We start from the raw sequence: 13,092 nt of genomic DNA, 5'->3' as shown, positions 1-13,092 counted from the left end.
ACTGCTAGGGCGCCAAAAAGCGCTTCAAACGATGCATGAGCAAAAAGCTCGCCTAGAAAAACAGCGTGCCGCGACGATCCGCGCCGCCAAAGAGGCCGGGGAGGAGTGGCGAACCAAGTTCAAGGCGAGCTATGGCCAAGTCAGTGACGCCATTCAGAAGCTGAAGGCCCAAGAGTACGGCGCATTGGAAGAAGTGACCCAGCTTGAAGAGCTGATTGAAGAGCTAGCCGCCAATATCGAGGCGGAAAAGAGACCCACTAAGCTGGCTCGTGAGCGTTATGAGCGGGAGTTCTATGCCCAGCAGGAAAGCGCCTCGCAAGGTCAGCTAGAAAAAGCGGTTCAAGACGTGCTGGCCACAGACGAAGGGAAGCGCCTGGTAGAGGCGTTAGCCCATAAGAGCCGTACCGAAAATAACGCGGTGCTGTTTGATGACGCCTTCATGGTGGGGTTGGGCTTTGATGCCCATGAATCTACCAAGCGCGGCTTTGTGGCCACGATCACTCGTGAAGATCGCGCCGCCATCGAGAAAGAGGCCCAAAAGCGCGTTAAAGAACAGCTTTCCGGCCTACTGACAGCCGCCACGCCCCAGGTGGCTGCACCCGTAGCGGTTGAAGCGCTGGTTCCGCGTCTCGCCTGCGAAGCCTAACCCTCCCTACCCATTGCCCGAAGTGAGAGCAGCATGAGAAACGAAACCAGCAAAAAGTTCAGCCAGTTCCTTGAGCGCGTGGCGTCCTTGTCAGGCGTAAGCGAGGCAACCAGCAGTTTCACGGTAGACCCGTCCGTACAGCAGACGATGGAGAAGAAAATACAGGAAAGCTCCGCGTTTCTAAGCGAGATCAACGTTCAAAGCGTCGATGAAGCCCAAGGCGAACGGCTAGGGCTAGGGGTGTCGGGCCCAATCGCCAAGCGCACCGATACCGAAAAGAAAGAGCGCGCTACCCGTGATGTTTCCACCCTGGAAGGCGACCGCTACGAGTGTGTAAGCACCGAGTTTGATACCCACCTGAAGTGGGCAACGCTGGACGCTTGGGCGCTCCGAAAGGAGTTTCAGACACTGGTTGCCCAGGCGTTAACGCAGCAACAGGCGTTGGATCGCGTGATGATTGGCTTCAATGGCATCACGGCAGCGGTAGAGACTGACATTCAGGCCAACACGCACTTGCAGGACGTGAACAAGGGGTGGCTTCAAAAGTACCGGGACCATGCCCCCCAGCGGGTGTTGTCAGAGGGGAAAGTGGCCGGGGTGGTCCGTGTGGGGCCGGGGGGCGATTACGCCAATATTGACGCGCTAATCTTTGATGCCGTTAACGCGATGATCGACCCGTGGCACCGTGAAAACGACCAGCTAAAGGCTATCGCTGCCCGTGACCTGATTGCCGACAAATACTTTGCCGCCATGAGTCAGCACGCGGGCACGCCCACTGAAGTGGTGGCCATGCAACAAGATATGCAGCGCTCAAGCGTGCGCTTCGGTGGGATCGGTGCCGCCCGCGTGGCCAACATGCAGGCCAATTCAATCTTTATCACCCTGCCTGAAGCGCTGTCGATCTACTGGCAGCGTGGCAGCCGCCGCCGTTTCATCATCAATAACCCCAAGCGCAACCGGGTAGAAGACTACCAAACGTCCAACGAAGCCTACGTGGTTGAAGACTTCGGCACGGGCTGTGTGGTTGAAAATATTGAGCTAGGGGACTGGCGTTAAGCTAAGCATGTTAAGCGCGTTTTGAACCATCGAAAAACGCTCTAAATAGCCCCAAAAAAGCCGCGTGAGAAGCGCGGCTTTTTCTATGGGCAAAGCATGGGGAAAGGCGCTAAAAGCGCTCCTGCAAAAGGAGTGGGCCGAGAAAGGTACTAACTACCCACCCACCCAGGCTGTGACCCACGCCGCGCTATCGTCACCCCGCCCCGCCCGCGCGCTAAATGTGGTGGTTTTTATGCACCTTCGCAATAGCGCCTCAAGTCGCGCTACTACTGGCCTCGCTGGTGGTTATAAAGCGTGTATTTTTCATGCGTTTTCATGCGCGTTTATGCACCTTTTCAGCGCAGCCAAAAACAAGCTTTTATCAAAAAGCCCTATAAATGAGAAATAGTCTCAATAAGCAGCTTGGAGCAGCTTACATTCATGGGTAAGAGGGGTAAAGAGACTCAAAGAGGCTTAAAAGTTTTGCAAAAAGTGGGCTTGTGTTCTAGTGTTACTGTAACACAGTAGCACAAAGCGAGGCTTTAAAAAGTGAATGAAAAAAAGGTGCATGTTTCCTTTCGAATGCCCGAAAAATTGCGCGCCGATTTAGAGCAAATGGCCCGCAATCATCGGATGGCCACAGGCGAAGATAAAAAGCTCTCCGAGCAGCTCGTGGAAGCGGTCGAAACCTACATAAAGCACGGGGGCAAAGATGCACAGAAAACGCCTTGATGAGTTCGAAAGCGTCCTGGTTGGTCGTGAAGAGTGCCTTCGGGAGCTGAGTAACTGGGGTGAGCGGGGAACCAACGCCTTAATGGGCGCTTTGCTATCGCGTGAAGGTGCCTATTGGGTGCTCGCTATCAAAGACTTTGAGCTCAGCGAGCAAGCATGGCTGCCAGACCAAAACCGCTATGAAGAGCCAGGGCAAGCCATGAAAACATTGGGGGCGCTGCTGGATCGCGTCGAGCTGCGCCGCCAAGGTCGTGATGAGTGGCCGGGTGAAGAGTGGTGGGAAAAGCGGAATGCCGAGGTGGAGCGCTTGCAGGCAGCGGGTCACGCCAAAGACCTGCCAAAAGTGCAAAGCATTATGGAGTTTTCGGGCGACTGAGTAGCCGCGCAACAGCAAAAACGCAACAGGGCGCTTCACCATGCAACTAACCGTGTCAAAGGCAGCCAGGCTCTACGGTAAGGCACGCTCTACTATTCACCGTGCAATCGAAGCGGGCCGCTTGTCATGCAGCTTTAGCGGCGATGGCACCCGCATTATTGACCTCACAGAACTCATAAGGGTATGGGGTGAGCCGCCTAGAAAGCTGCCTGAAATGCAACAGCGTGACGTGTTTGAAATGGCTGAAGCGCAACAGGCTGTTGCTCAAGAGTTAGCGGCCATGCGCAGAGAGCTAATGGCCCTGCGTGAAGAGGTGGCCCAGCTAAGGGCATTGCCAGCGCCGCCACAAGAAGCAAAGGCCAGCGGCGAAGCGGAAGCCGCCGCGCCCGATCCTCATGGATTCCACGCGATGATCAAAGCCATTCGGGAAAGCGAGAAAGATAACGGCTCATCGTGAACGCTTATCAATAGGGAGAGCTGATAAATGACAACTGAAGAACAAGCATACGAGCTAGAGCTAGAGCGCGTTAACGCCAGCATCGACAAGATGCGCCGGGACTACGGGGAGCTGGTGACGTGGCGTAGTGAGTGCGGCCAAATAACGCTAGACATGCCAAGCGCGCTAGTGACCAGTATCCGCCGCGCTGCGGGTGCCAAGCGTGACATTGAAACGCACATCTTAGCCGGGCTGCTAACGCCCCAGATTAAGTGCGTAGGCACGTTCGCTATGAAAAGCGTGTTAGGGCCGGGTTATCGTGGAAACAGTGGCGATGCGGTGCGCCTGGTCGAATTGGCGGTCGATAGGCTGAGGTTCGCGCTATGACCCACCAACAAAAACAGCTTCGCACGCAGTACGAAAAATACGCCTTTGCTAAGGTTGAGCGGGCCGAAGGGGGCGGCTATGCAATCCGCATCATTACCACGCACCGTGGTAAGACGCCTGTTTATGGGCATGTTTGCTATGCATCCGGCAGCGTTTACAAGTGGGATAATGAAGCTGAGGCGCTGGAATTTCTCGCTGAGACGTTGGGCGACCTGTAGCCGCAAAAGTGAAGATAATCCTTGTTATCTTCACTTTGAAAGTTGTGCTGAAACGCGCAAAAAAATACGCCAAAAGGCGTCAAATTCAAGATTACCCATATTATCTTGAATTTTTTCAGCGGCTGAAAATACCTCAAAAATGGGCGTTGCATGTAACGGTAGAAAGGGCGCATTATGTTACATGAAACGAATCAAAAGGAGGGTTGAGTCATGGTCGCCACCAATATCAACACACGAGTACAAAAGCACCGCGCGTCACTTAGGGCATCTGGTTTACGCCCTATTCAAATTTGGGTACCGGATACCCGTCGCCCTGGTTTTGCTGAAGAGGTGCAGCGGCAGTGCCAAGTAGTTGCAGCAGCAGACGCCGCCGATCACGAGCTGGATAGTTTCATGGATGCAGCGCTACTGGATATGGATAGCGACGAGTGGGAAGCATGAGGCGTGGTGATCTTGTGACCATTGCCCTTCCGGGGGACTTTGGAAAACCGCGCCCTGCGCTAGTGATTCAGTCGGACCAGTTCACCGCTATTGAGACAGTCACGGTAATGATGGTGACAGGAACGCTAGTGGATGCACCGCTGATTAGAGTGAGTGTGGAAGCCAGCAAAACAAATGGTTTACGCAAGCGCTCTCAGGTAATGATCGATAAGACCATGACAGTGAAGCGTGAAAAGCTGGGGGAGCCGTTCGGCCACCTGGATGACAGTGAAATGTTGGCGGTTAGCCGGGCCTTGGCCCTGTTTTTAGGGTTTGCGTGATGATGATTGAAGAGAGCAATAACCAAGACGGCTGGCGTGACCCTGACGAAGCGCCCGAGCTTACAGATGAGTGGTTTGAGAAAGCGCATCAATACCACGGCGATATTTTGATTAAGCGTGGGCGTGGCCCCTTGCCAATTCTGGGTTTGTTGGGTGGTGATAAATAAGCAGCGCTTTTATGTACTTTTCCCCTTTTCCCCTTTTAGGGCTTTTAAGTGACTGAATTAAAAGGCTTATTAGGCTTAAAAGGGGACGGATTCAGGGTGAAAAGGGGACGGATTCAGGGTGAAAGAGGGACGGATTCAGGGTTGCTGGAGGGACGGATTCAGGGTAAAAGGGGGCATTGTTATATTGTCCCTAAAAGGCGATGCATGGATCAGCAAAAAGTCAGCCAGCCTGTCTATAAGAGCAACGCGCTAATTGAGGCGTCCTACCGCCTCACACCAGCAGAACAGCGGATCATGCTGGCTTGTATTGCCCAAGTACGCCGGGATCAGCCAATCACTGATGAGGTCATGTACAGCGTAAGCGTGGCTGACTATGCCGAGCTGGTAGGGACTGAATCACACTCGATCTATAAAGAGTTGGCTGATGCCGCTCTAAGGCTCAAGCGCCGTGAGGTGTGGATTACTGAGCGCCCAAACGGCAATGGCAACCGCGAGAAAACCCTAATCACTGGTTGGGTTCAGTCAATTGCCTACTGCAAGGCCGAGGGCCGCGTAGAGCTGCGGTTTACCAAGGATATGCTGCCCTATCTGACCCAGCTCACTGAGCAGTTTACGCGCTATGCGCTGACAGACGTTGCCAAGCTCAATAGCGGCTATGCCATTCGCCTTTATGAGCTGCTGTGTCAGTGGCGCGGTACGGGCGAACGTGAGGTGTCCGTTGAGTGGTTGCGCAGCGCCTTCCAGCTAGGCGATAAATATCCCGCTCTCAAAGATTTTAAGCGCCGAGTGATCGTGCCAGCCGTTGACCAGATCAATGAGCATAGCCCGCTATGGGTAAAGTGGGATCAGCGCAAAACGGGTAAAAAGGTCTCGCACCTTTGCTTCACCTTTGGCGAAAAAGAGCCGCCCCAAAAAGTGAAGCAAGTGGCAAGCACTCAGGCTGGCAAGAAGCCTGCTGGCGGTCAAGCCATGTACGGCATCCCAGCAAGCGTGATCGCCGCCCATGCCCAACCGGGCGAAGCGTGGGAAGATGCGGCACTTCGGGTGCTGGAAGAGCGCCGCCAAAAAGCGCAGTAACTGGGCGCTTATCGGGTTTTTGCTGCCTTAGTCGCTTCACCGCCATTTCCTCCCCACATTAGCTTGTAGAGGGCTTGGTCTCTGTGACCTCATATCCCATTTGTCTAAGTTGCTCTATCGTTTCAGGAGCTAAGGTCTCAGTCTTGGCAACTTCTGGGTCTGGCATCTTGGAGGGAGCTATAACATCACCCATCGTCATATCCGCAGTAGCCCGCCAACCGCAACCGTCCTTATTGGTGCAATAAACGTAGAGAACACGATAAGTAGGCGTCATCTGCTTAGAGGTTCTAATTTTCACCCAGCTATCGCAATGCGGGCAGCTAAGGTGAAAGCCTTCGGCGGTATTGGTCATAGTTTGAGTCCTAGATAGGCGGCTTTGGCGGCTCCCCCGGCCTTCCCAGGGTTTGCCATAACAGCTTGATAGCGTACCAGTAGTCTCGCTGAGTGCTAGCGGCGTGAGCGTGAGCGGCGAAAAAGCGGTGTACATGGCCGCGCCCAATCTGCCTAGGGTCACAGCCACACCAGTGAACAAACGCCTCTACACGGCGTATTTGCCGCGCTCTGGCGGTTTTGCCTCCTTTGGCTGCATGAAGCCTCAAGCGGTGCCTTAAATCGCCTGGAATCATCGCATGCTCCCTAAATACGACACGGTGACGTTCACGCGGCTATGGCCCAGCTCTTGGGCGATGATTAGCCGTGCTGCCCGATCCTCTGCTTTGCTGACTTTCCCACCGCCAAGCCGTGGCGGTTGCCCGGTTATTTCCTGGTACCGCTGCCAGGCGTAAGCCGCTCTCAGTTCGTGAATGCGGGCAATGCCGTGCTGCTGAAGCACCTCTCTGGCATTGCGTAGCCCGCCTGCTTCCCACTGCGCCCAGCTTTGTTGCGTGGGCACCAAGCTTTTAGCCGTGCCTTGGGCCTCGCTGGCCACACGCAACGCTTCCCGTTGCGCATGACTGGTTACGGGTATTTCTCGCGCTCTGCCGCCTTTGGTGCCGTGGGTGATGCGGATCGCCTCACGCTGCTGAGCCTCTTTGAACGCTGAGTGCGCATCCAAAAGCGAGGCTTCCTTGGCTCGCAAGCCCAGCTCACGAGCAAGCAACAGCACCGCGCCGCCCCGCTGTTGCTCTGCGTTGCGCAACGTCTCCACCGCCTGGTGAAGATCGCCGCGTTCTATGCCTTGCGGTGCCACTGAGCGCACCGCGCAGCGCTTCTCAATACCGCAATCCTTGGTGGGGCTCACGCGCTGCCACTGCCCTTGGGTGGCGTGCTTCATCACGCTGTTCACTGCCGACACAAGATTTTGCGCGTAAGCGGGCGATAGCTCGGCCTCTTTGACCTGTTCTGCCAGCATCTGCCCCCAGGCGGCGACCACCTGCGGGGTGATTTGCTCCAAGCGCTTCAACCCTTCCGCCTTCGCGTAGGCGGCGAATATCTGCCACCGATCGCCCACTGTGGCAGCGGTGCTGTAGCTGGTATTGCCTTCGCGTGCGGCGTTATTCATGGCAAACACTCCCGCCTTGGCCATATCGCGTGTTTTCAATCCGTAATTGTTGCCCTTGGCCACGTTGCCCGCCTCTTAGCTGTTGCGTTGGTGTTGCCTCCCAGCCCCGAAAATAACGTTAAGTGATACGCGCCCGTTGTAACGGCAGGCGCAGACCGTGGGAGGTTGTCGCTTTGATGACGCAGGCGACGTGCTGCGGACTAGATCGCTTTGAGGGATGCAAAAACGACTCCTATGGGTGCTATGGCGCGGGGTTGCGCATGCCACGTTAGTGGCTCCGGCTTAGGCGTTGGCCCAGCCCTAGCGAGGGGCTGCCCTGGAGGTTTTCGCGGACTGCCCGGCGGTAGCCGTGGCAGTGTTTCAGCTAGCGGCGTTGCGCCGCTGTTGCGTGGTTTCGTCGGTTTTCGTCCGACGGTGGTAAGCCGTAACGCCCATGGTGGCGGGCATAGCGGCGATTTACCCCCGGCGTCTCTGTGCTGACGCGACAGAGACGCCGGGGGGTTGGGCGACACGATCAAGGGGTGTGGGCTGCGTGGTTCAGCGGGCGATACATGGCCAGGCTGAACAAATGACGTGACGTAAATGCACGCGAACACGCCGCCTTGAAGGCGTCGATTGAAAGGGCGGAGCCCTGGTGGGATTCATGCAAACGGGGTTGCATATCTAGCGAAGCTGAACGGATGCACAGCAGGCACTAGCGATAGAAAAGGCGTGGCCTAGCGGATGCTAAGGGCGTAGCCGTCATTGGAAATGCAAGGCACAGCGGGGCCGTGGTCTTGCTCATCATCTCGCAGGGCGAGTGGTAAAGCTGTTCGGAGCGGGGAGCGCCTAGCAGCGGGTCGAATGCTGTTTTGTTTGTGTGGCCAGCTACCACAGCCGCAAGCGGCAGTAGAGATTGAAATGTAGCACTGAAAAAAAAGTATTGGAAGTTGTTGAAATAGGATCAGCAATTGAATACCGTAGTTTCGTGTATACACATTTGCTGTCGAGGAAGCGGAATGTCTGAGAGAAAAAAAGGAACCCGGACTCACCCCATTCCTGTCAGATTTAGCCCTGAGGAAAGGGCGCAGATCGAGGAAATTGCTCGACAGCGACGTATGGAGACAGGGGAAAATGTTTCTTTGTCAGAAATTATTAGAGAGCTGATTATGGAATCAGCAAAAGAGCTTCTTGAGGAAGTGAAAAAAGAAAAAGGTAAGCCGTAAGACAAAAAAAGCCCCCTGCAACGGTTGCAGCCGTTCAGAGGGCGTGACATCTATCTTTTGGAGATTAAAAGATGCAACACCCATTATACATGGGCGCACTATCGGTGCGTCAATTTTCCCGCCTACTTCAAATTCTGGAGCCTTACCGCTCTGAGCCGTTATCGGCTGCCGTGATTGCCCTCGCTGCGCGTTGTGCGCGTCAGGAGGTGCCCGCATGACCGCATTTACCCCCCCTTCTACCTATAGCCCCCTTGGAAGCTCTCCCGTATTACTGATAAACGGCGAAGCTAGCTATGAAAAGCTGGCAGGCGCTGCCGATCACCGCCTTGAGGCTGTTAGCGAGCTGCTGGAAACCATGGCCCTTGCTGCCGATGGTGCCAGTGGATTAAGTGGCCGCGACCTGCACAACGTTGCATGGGCTGCCCACCTGCTGACCTCTGATGCGCTGGATTTGCTCCGCGTCTCGGCAACGGCCCATGAGCGTGAGCTTTCAGAAGCTAAAGGGGCCACCTCATGAAAACCGAATTCCTACTCCTAGCTTGCTACGAAAAGCCTTTAATCCCTCTCGATGTTTTCTGTCAGGACATTATGGGGATTGGGCTGCAAACCGCGCGTAACCGCATGGCACAAGGCACGTTCCCGGTGCCATTAACACGCACAGCGCGTCAGCCAATGATCCATGTGTCAGACGCGGCAGCTTATATCGATCAGCAGCGCGAAAGCGCTGAGAAGCCGTTAAAGGGTCGTCGTGGTGCATTCATCGATTCTGTCCTGTGACGACCTGAAGGCCGTCACTGGCTACCAGCGCGCCGGGGATGTTGCCCGGCGCCTGAGAGACCAAGGCGTTCATGTGTTTGAGGGCCGCCATGGCCCCTGGACAACGATAGAGCTGATCAATCAGGCGGGCGGGCTGGTGTCTGGCGATGGCGAGAAAGCATCTCCATCGCCAGAAGACATCCTCTAACCCCAGCTTTTTTGGCCAAACAGGCATTTTGAACGTTTAAGCGCCCAAATTGGGCACTTAAACGACCACACGCGCATACGCAAAGCGGTAGCGTTGTTGTGGGGGGAGTCTCGCACAACGGCCCGCGATTTAAGTTCAGATTGTTAGTGATGATGATGAAAGAGGCTTTTTTAGGTGAGGTAGTGGCAATGGCGATTCAGACACGATTGATGAGCGAAAAAGAGGTGGAAGAGGTGACCGGGATTGACCGTTATCAGCGCCGTTACATGGTGCGTGAAGGGCTGTTTCCGTCACCTGTCAGGGTCTCTTATCGAAAGATCGCGTACTTCGAAGATGAAATTAACGCATGGCTGGAAGAGCGCCGCAATGATCGCAGCATCAAGGCGAAGAACTACTGGCAGCCTGCTGAGCGGTTGGAGCCAACGTTAGAAAACGGGGTGGTCGTATGAGCATCAACGTGGATCAGAGTGTTGAGGTGGATATGACCGGCGATGCACCGATGGTGATGAACATCTTAACGGCGGCTGAGATGTTTGTTGCCGCTAAAGAGGCGCTGGAAGGCGCTGGTTTTAGCACGGAGCGGCTAGACCGTTGCTGCGTAAAGCAGTTGCGGGAGCAACAGATGGCCACCCCCTTGCCGCCAGGCGGTTCAATGGCAGGCATCAGCGAGCAAGAGGCCCAACGCGCTAGAAGCATAGGGGTCGAGTATGTCTAAGCAGGTGGTGACGCTGCGCGTCGATAACGAACGGGTGACGTTCTATGCCGAGGATTGGCCGGGGGTGAAACAGGCGGTTGAGCAGGCGATGGCCAGCGGGAAGAAAGGCCGCGCTCGATTGCCGCAACACCATACGCAAATCGAGGCGGCAGCGGTTCGTGTACTGGATTGCTCCCGCCTTGCCCCTCAAGGGTTAGCGTGAACGCAACGCCCAAAAACGCGAAAGCCCCGAACGCTCAGCCAAGCGTCGGGGCTAAAACCACTTCAATACAATTCGCATCCCCAATGCTAGCAGAATTAGCGCCGGGGGCAAGGAAGGCGGCATGACACACGCTAATCACATCGTCTGGGAGCAAGCGAAGCGGGTCATCGAGCAGGCGCAAGATACCCCATGGCACCGACAGTGGCGAAAAGATAAGGCGTTTGAGCAGGCCCAGGGAACGCCATGGTGCCGAAAGTGGCGACAAGACAAGGTGTTTTCCCGTTTTCCGTTGATTGCCAATGACTTGATGAGTGGGTTTGTTACGGAGGCGCTGGTGAGTGGCGGCGGGTTGAAGGGAAACGCTGCTGGCAACACTTGGCTTCGCGAGCAATCAGCCCACCTGGTGTTGGGTGCGTTTAATGTGACCCACGATGCCCAAGCCTTAGAAGATTACGCCCATGCCAAAGCAGAGGGCGTTTATCGGCTGGTGGCCGCTGCTCATCGCAAACACAAGCAGGCACGCGCCGAGGCTATCAGTCAGCGCCTTTGGTCGCGGCCATGCACTGGCGTGGTGCTATCTGCACTGCGTTTTAAGCGCTTCACGATGCCCACTAAAGCAGAGGCTGACGCCGCCGCGCTGGCTAAAGCGCTCCACATGGCTGAGAGCCACTGCATTGACGTTGCCGCCCCCCACCTAGTAACAGAAATGACCGCTAACCAACGGGCTGTGCTGCTGGCCAAGCTGTCCAGCGCCGCTTGGTGGCGTCGCCGCCTGCGGGCGCTGGCCATTCGCCGCCTTGAACAGTTTCAGCGCGAGGCGAAGCGGGTGCATAAGCGGGCGGGGATCTACATCAGCCAGCTAGGTTTTGAAGCATGGCAGGGCCGCCGCCGTGCTAGCGACGCGATGCTAGAGGGCACGGTGGCGGTCAATCAGTTTGAGCAGGAGTACACGCTGAAACAGCTTGCCGAGGTAGGCGTGGCCAATCCTGATATCCGTCATGCGGAAGTGATGACGCGCATTAGAGACACGGAGGTAGAGGCAAACCGCAAACAGCACCAGGGTGTGTTTGTCACCTGGACGCTTCCCAGCCGCTGGCACGCCGTGCACGCAGCGAACAGCCAGGCAAACGCCAAGTACCGAGGCGCAACCCCTCGCCAAGCCCAAGCCCAGTTGCAGGCGCTATGGGCGCGTGCGCGCGCTAAGTTAGCGCGTGATGGTATCGCCATTTATGGCCTTCGAGTGGTCGAGCCTCATCACGACGGCACGCCACATTGGCATCTGCTGCTGTGGGTAGACCCTGAGCAGTTAGACGGCCTAAAGCAAGTGCTTACCCATTACGCGCTGTCGATCGATCCCGGAGAAGTGCGCGGGCAAATAGAGAAGCGCATACGCTTTGAAGACATTGACCCGAGCAGGGGAAGCGCCGCGGGCTACGTGCTCAAGTACGTCACCAAAAATATCAACAAAAGTGACCAGCACGGTGACGTGGACCAGTACGGCCACGAGCTTTCCAGCAGTGCGCCACGGATTGCGGCCTGGTCCAGCACATGGGGCATTCGTCAGTTCCAGTTTATTGGCCTACCGTCCGTCACGGTGTGGCGTGAGCTGCGCCGCCTGCGCGATGCAGATGAAAGCCCCTTTGCCGCCGCAAGCCATGAAGGCTGGATAGCGGCAACGCGGCCAGAGCCAGAAGCGGTGGCGTACCTGGAAACCTTGCGCCGCGCCGCTAATGCGGGCGATTGGGATAAATACCTCCAGCTCACAGGTGGCGTTGGCAGCAAGGCCCGCAAGCGCCCAGTTCGCCCCTGGACGATTACCCGCATGGATACCAGCCAGAGCGAAGCGGACCCCGAGACAGGCGAAGTCTCCGATATGACCAAGCGCGGCCAGTACGGCGAGAGCATTAGCGCCGTGATGGGGGTGGTGGTGACAACGGTTTTAGGCGAAACGGAATTCTTAACTCGCTTTTACCGCTGGGAAGTGAAGCAAGGGGTTCAGCGTAGCGGCGCAGCCGCGCAGCCTTGGACTCGTGTAAATAACTGTACGGGGCCGGATATCACGCCACGTCAGCCGCCTGCATGGGTGGCCAGCGACCAACAAAAGCGCTACCAGGCATGGCGAGAAAGCCCAGAAGCCCAGCAAGAGATGATCGACTTGCAGGCATACGAGCAGGAATTGCAAAAAGCCCTAAAAAACACCTTCAAAACCACCACTTTCAGCGATGAAGGCGAGTATTTCCCGCCCGAGCTAGGCGACTACGAGCCGCAACGTAAGCCCGCAACCGTTGAGCGCGCGGCCATTCTGCCAAGCGAAGAGTCCCAAGCCTTCTGGCAACTGCTGACCAGTTCCAGCGAAGCGCCCAAGCGCGAAGCGCTGGGGATTGATGACCAGCAGGCGCTCCGACTTGCTGCCATGTACTTCAAGCCGCCTCACGATGAGCAGGCCCAATGGATGCGACTTATGCAACCCAGCTTGCGTGAAGCGCTAAAACTGCCCAATGGCAAGGCCATTCCAGAAAGCGACGCGCTTTCCATGGCCGCCGCGCTATGGGAATCCCCCACGCCACGAGTGCCCATTACCTAACCCCCACAGTAGGAGCAACACCCTATGAAACCGCAACACAAAAGCCCGAATACCGCCTGTAACAGCGCCAAGGCGGACTACCTAGC

20 protein-coding genes are annotated in these 13,092 nt (G+C 56.2%); 18 read left to right on the top strand and 2 right to left on the bottom strand.

Going from position 1 to position 13,092, the window contains the following annotated elements; translation table 11 throughout:
* From B7L72_RS18040 to B7L72_RS18000, 10 genes are all read left to right on the top strand, one after another.
* On the top strand, positions 1 to 646 hold a 646-nt coding region (locus tag B7L72_RS18040; RefSeq protein ID WP_217806097.1), incomplete at its 5' end, for a hypothetical protein.
* Positions 647 to 679: 33 nt separating this feature from the next.
* Complete coding sequence (locus B7L72_RS18035; protein ID WP_081195758.1) at positions 680 to 1,702, top strand: phage major capsid protein, P2 family; 1,023 nt, start codon at positions 680 to 682, stop codon at positions 1,700 to 1,702.
* A gap of 528 nt (positions 1,703 to 2,230) precedes the next feature.
* Positions 2,231 to 2,413 carry a hypothetical protein gene (locus B7L72_RS18405; RefSeq protein ID WP_139788554.1) on the top strand — a complete coding sequence of 61 codons (183 nt, stop codon included), beginning with the start codon at positions 2,231 to 2,233 and terminating at the stop codon, positions 2,411 to 2,413.
* Positions 2,394 to 2,789, top strand: a complete 396-nt coding sequence (locus B7L72_RS18030) for a hypothetical protein (RefSeq protein WP_139788553.1) — start codon at positions 2,394 to 2,396, stop codon at positions 2,787 to 2,789. Before B7L72_RS18405 ends, B7L72_RS18030 begins: the two co-directional genes overlap by 20 nt.
* 40 nt (positions 2,790 to 2,829) lie before the next feature.
* Positions 2,830 to 3,246: a hypothetical protein gene (locus tag B7L72_RS18025; RefSeq protein WP_081195756.1), complete on the top strand. Its 417-nt coding sequence runs from the start codon at positions 2,830 to 2,832 to the stop codon at positions 3,244 to 3,246.
* A gap of 362 nt (positions 3,247 to 3,608) precedes the next feature.
* Positions 3,609 to 3,830 carry a hypothetical protein gene (locus B7L72_RS18015; RefSeq protein WP_081195754.1) on the top strand — a complete coding sequence of 74 codons (222 nt, stop codon included), beginning with the start codon at positions 3,609 to 3,611 and terminating at the stop codon, positions 3,828 to 3,830.
* Between the two features lie 210 nt (positions 3,831 to 4,040).
* The gene (locus B7L72_RS18010; RefSeq protein ID WP_081195753.1) at positions 4,041 to 4,271 is read left to right on the top strand and encodes an antitoxin MazE family protein; all 231 of its coding nucleotides are present in this window, start codon (positions 4,041 to 4,043) and stop codon (positions 4,269 to 4,271) included.
* On the top strand, positions 4,268 to 4,591 hold the full coding sequence (locus B7L72_RS18005) for a type II toxin-antitoxin system PemK/MazF family toxin (protein WP_081195752.1): 324 nt from the start codon (positions 4,268 to 4,270) through the stop codon (positions 4,589 to 4,591). Before B7L72_RS18010 ends, B7L72_RS18005 begins: the two co-directional genes overlap by 4 nt.
* Positions 4,591 to 4,758 carry a hypothetical protein gene (locus tag B7L72_RS18660; protein ID WP_176212922.1) on the top strand — a complete coding sequence of 56 codons (168 nt, stop codon included), beginning with the start codon at positions 4,591 to 4,593 and terminating at the stop codon, positions 4,756 to 4,758. The genes B7L72_RS18005 and B7L72_RS18660 overlap by 1 nt, the downstream gene beginning before the upstream one ends.
* A 48-nt stretch (positions 4,759 to 4,806) precedes the next feature.
* The gene (locus tag B7L72_RS18000; protein WP_254893853.1) at positions 4,807 to 5,835 is read left to right on the top strand and encodes a replication initiation protein; all 1,029 of its coding nucleotides are present in this window, start codon (positions 4,807 to 4,809) and stop codon (positions 5,833 to 5,835) included.
* A gap of 58 nt (positions 5,836 to 5,893) precedes the next feature.
* Here the strand turns inward: B7L72_RS18000 and B7L72_RS19160 are convergent, their stop codons facing one another.
* Both B7L72_RS19160 and B7L72_RS17990 read right to left on the bottom strand, forming a co-directional pair.
* Positions 5,894 to 6,187, bottom strand: a complete 294-nt coding sequence (locus tag B7L72_RS19160) for an ogr/Delta-like zinc finger family protein (RefSeq protein WP_176212921.1) — start codon at positions 6,185 to 6,187, stop codon at positions 5,894 to 5,896.
* 270 nt (positions 6,188 to 6,457) lie between these two features.
* Entirely contained in the window at positions 6,458 to 7,336 is an 879-nt protein-coding gene (locus tag B7L72_RS17990; protein WP_217806096.1) for an integrase domain-containing protein, read from the bottom strand.
* Between the two features lie 998 nt (positions 7,337 to 8,334).
* Here B7L72_RS17990 and B7L72_RS17985 point away from each other — a divergent pair.
* From B7L72_RS17985 to B7L72_RS17950, 8 genes are all read left to right on the top strand, one after another.
* Positions 8,335 to 8,541 (top strand): hypothetical protein, encoded by a 207-nt coding sequence (locus B7L72_RS17985; RefSeq protein WP_081195749.1) that lies wholly within the window; start codon positions 8,335 to 8,337, stop codon positions 8,539 to 8,541.
* A 214-nt stretch (positions 8,542 to 8,755) separates the two neighbouring features.
* Positions 8,756 to 9,058: a hypothetical protein gene (locus tag B7L72_RS17980; RefSeq protein ID WP_081195748.1), complete on the top strand. Its 303-nt coding sequence runs from the start codon at positions 8,756 to 8,758 to the stop codon at positions 9,056 to 9,058.
* On the top strand, positions 9,055 to 9,318 hold the full coding sequence (locus B7L72_RS17975; protein WP_081195747.1) for a pyocin activator PrtN family protein: 264 nt from the start codon (positions 9,055 to 9,057) through the stop codon (positions 9,316 to 9,318). Before B7L72_RS17980 ends, B7L72_RS17975 begins: the two co-directional genes overlap by 4 nt.
* Positions 9,293 to 9,505, top strand: coding sequence for a DUF4224 domain-containing protein (locus B7L72_RS17970; protein ID WP_217806095.1), 213 nt, complete (start codon positions 9,293 to 9,295; stop codon positions 9,503 to 9,505). Before B7L72_RS17975 ends, B7L72_RS17970 begins: the two co-directional genes overlap by 26 nt.
* Before the next feature lie 149 nt (positions 9,506 to 9,654).
* On the top strand, positions 9,655 to 9,954 hold the full coding sequence (locus B7L72_RS17965) for a helix-turn-helix transcriptional regulator (protein WP_081195745.1): 300 nt from the start codon (positions 9,655 to 9,657) through the stop codon (positions 9,952 to 9,954).
* Positions 9,951 to 10,220 carry a hypothetical protein gene (locus tag B7L72_RS17960; protein WP_081195744.1) on the top strand — a complete coding sequence of 90 codons (270 nt, stop codon included), beginning with the start codon at positions 9,951 to 9,953 and terminating at the stop codon, positions 10,218 to 10,220. The genes B7L72_RS17965 and B7L72_RS17960 overlap by 4 nt, the downstream gene beginning before the upstream one ends.
* Positions 10,213 to 10,422 carry a hypothetical protein gene (locus B7L72_RS17955; RefSeq protein WP_081195743.1) on the top strand — a complete coding sequence of 70 codons (210 nt, stop codon included), beginning with the start codon at positions 10,213 to 10,215 and terminating at the stop codon, positions 10,420 to 10,422. The genes B7L72_RS17960 and B7L72_RS17955 overlap by 8 nt, the downstream gene beginning before the upstream one ends.
* 121 nt (positions 10,423 to 10,543) lie before the next feature.
* Complete coding sequence (locus B7L72_RS17950) at positions 10,544 to 13,006, top strand: replication endonuclease (protein WP_081195742.1); 2,463 nt, start codon at positions 10,544 to 10,546, stop codon at positions 13,004 to 13,006.
* Positions 13,007 to 13,092 lie beyond the last annotated feature (86 nt).

This window comes from Halomonas sp. BC1 (assembly GCF_002078135.1).
Lineage (GTDB): Bacteria > Pseudomonadota > Gammaproteobacteria > Pseudomonadales > Halomonadaceae > Vreelandella > Vreelandella stevensii.
Note: the sequence above shows the minus strand (reverse complement) of the source record. Positions and strands in the feature narration are given on the sequence as shown.